Here is a 2,606-nt window from a genome sequence, read left to right as displayed (position 1 = left end):
GGGCTTAGCTTCCGGGTTCGGGATGGGACCGGGCGTTTCCCCTCCGCTATGGCCGCCGTAACTCTGCGAAACAGAGTCACACATGCCACAACAAAGTCGTTCTGTTGTGTTGTTTGTGTGTTGTTTCAGATATTGCACAGTGGATGCGAAACAGCTCTACAAGTTTTATTGCCTATTTTGTAGGTTGTTGTTGTAAGTCCTCGGCCGATTAGTACCAGTCACCTGCACCCATTGCTGGGCTTCCAGTTCTGGCCTATCAACCCCATGGTCTGTGGGGGGCCTTAACCACGCGATGGTGGTGAGAAACCTCATCTTGGAACAGGCTTCCCGCTTAGATGCTTTCAGCGGTTATCCCTTCCGAACGTAGCTAACCAGCAGTGCTCCTGGTGGAACAACTGGCACACCAGAGGTTCGTCCGTCCCGGTCCTCTCGTACTAGGGACAGGTTTCCTCAAGTTTCTTACGCGCGCGGCGGATAGAGACCGAACTGTCTCACGACGTTCTAAACCCAGCTCGCGTGCCGCTTTAATGGGCGAACAGCCCAACCCTTGGGACCTACTCCAGCCCCAGGATGCGACGAGCCGACATCGAGGTGCCAAACCATCCCGTCGATATGGACTCTTGGGGAAGATCAGCCTGTTATCCCCGGGGTACCTTTTATCCGTTGAGCGACACCGCTTCCACTTGCCGGTGCCGGATCACTAGTCCCGACTTTCGTCCCTGCTCGACATGTCCGTCTCACAGTCAAGCTCCCTTGTGCACTTACACTCAACACCTGATTGCCAACCAGGCTGAGGGAACCTTTGGGCGCCTCCGTTACATTTTGGGAGGCAACCGCCCCAGTTAAACTACCCATCAGGCACTGTCCCTGAACCAGATCATGGTCCGAGGTTGAGGTATCCAATACGATCAGAGTGGTATTTCAACAACGACTCCACCCACACTGGCGTGCGGGTTTCACAGTCTCCCACCTATCCTACACAAACCGAACCGAACACCAATACCAAACTATAGTGAAGGTCCCGGGGTCTTTTCGTCCTGCCGCGCGTAACGAGCATCTTTACTCGTACTGCAATTTCGCCGAGTCTGTGGTTGAGACAGCAGAGAAGTCGTTACGCCATTCGTGCAGGTCGGAACTTACCCGACAAGGAATTTCGCTACCTTAGGATGGTTATAGTTACCACCGCCGTTTACTGGGGCTTAAATTCTCAGCTTCACCACCGAAGTGATTAACCGGTCCTCTTAACCTTCCAGCACCGGGCAGGCGTCAGTCCGTATACATCGTCTTACGACTTCGCACGGACCTGTGTTTTTAGTAAACAGTCGCTTCTCTCTGGTCTCTGCGACCACCCCCAGCTCACGGCGTAAAACCGGTCACCAGACGTGGTCCCCCTTCTCCCGAAGTTACGGGGGTATTTTGCCGAGTTCCTTAACCACAGTTCTCTCGATCGCCTTAGTATTCTCTACCTGATCACCTGTGTTGGTTTGGGGTACGGGCCGTGTCACCACTCGCTAGAGGCTTTTCTCGGCAGCATAGGATCATGGAATTCGCCTCATTCGGCTACGCATCACCTCTCAGGCTATGTGAACGGCGGATTTGCCTACCGTTCGCCCTACAGGCTTACACCAGTACAACCACTGACTGGCCCCACTACCTTCCTGCGTCACCCCATCGCTTGACTACTACCACACAAGGTCCCATGCAGCCCCACACTCGAGACCCGAAGGTCTTCTCGGCGGTTTTGGATGGTTAGTACATGTGATTCATCACGGGCGCGATAACACGGGTACGGGAATATCAACCCGTTGTCCATCGACTACGCCTGTCGGCCTCGCCTTAGGTCCCGACTCACCCTGGGCGGATTAGCCTGGCCCAGGAACCCTTGATCATTCGGCGGACGAGTTTCTCACTCGTCTTTCGCTACTCATGCCTGCATTCTCACTCCCACACCCTCCACCACTAGATCACTCTGTGGCTTCCATGGGTGCAGGACGCTCCCCTACCCACCCACACCACCACACACACCCCCGCAAGGGTGCATGAATGTATTGTGTGAGTGCCGCGGCTTCGGCGGTGTACTTGAGCCCCGCTACATTGTCGGCGCAGGATCACTTGACCAGTGAGCTATTACGCACTCTTTCAAGGGTGGCTGCTTCTAAGCCAACCTCCTGGTTGTCTTCGCGACCCCACATCCTTTTCCACTTAGTACACGCTTAGGGGCCTTAGCCGGCGATCTGGGCTGTTTCCCTCTCGACTACGAACCTTATCGCCCGCAGTCTCACTGCCGCACTCTCACTCACTGGCATTCGGAGTTTGGCTGACATCAGTAACCTTTTAGGGCCCATCCGCCATCCAGTAGCTCTACCTCCAGTGAGAAACATGCGACGCTGCACCTAAATGCATTTCGGGGAGAACCAGCTATCACGGAGTTTGATTGGCCTTTCACCCCTACCCACAACTCATCCCCTCCATTTTCAACTGAAGTGGGTTCGGGCCTCCACGTCGTCTTACCGACGCTTCACCCTGGCCATGGGTAGATCACTCCGCTTCGGGTCTAGAACACGCCACTGAATCGCCCTATTCAGACTCGCTTTCGCTACGGCTAC

At 55.0% G+C, this 2,606-nt stretch carries 2 rRNA genes (1 of these 2 cut by a window edge); both read right to left on the bottom strand.

From position 1 onward, the window contains the following. A 5S ribosomal RNA gene (rrf, locus tag IEV93_RS22420) occupies positions 1 to 60 on the bottom strand; the annotation flags it as partial. 128 nt (positions 61 to 188) lie between these two features. Continuing rightward, a 23S ribosomal RNA gene (locus IEV93_RS22415) occupies positions 189 to 2,606 on the bottom strand (it continues 722 nt past the right edge of the window).

The sequence above is a fragment of the Williamsia phyllosphaerae genome (assembly GCF_014635305.1).
GTDB lineage: Bacteria > Actinomycetota > Actinomycetes > Mycobacteriales > Mycobacteriaceae > Williamsia_A > Williamsia_A phyllosphaerae.
The sequence above is the reverse complement of the archived record's forward strand: the minus strand, read 5'-3'. Positions and strand labels throughout refer to the sequence as shown.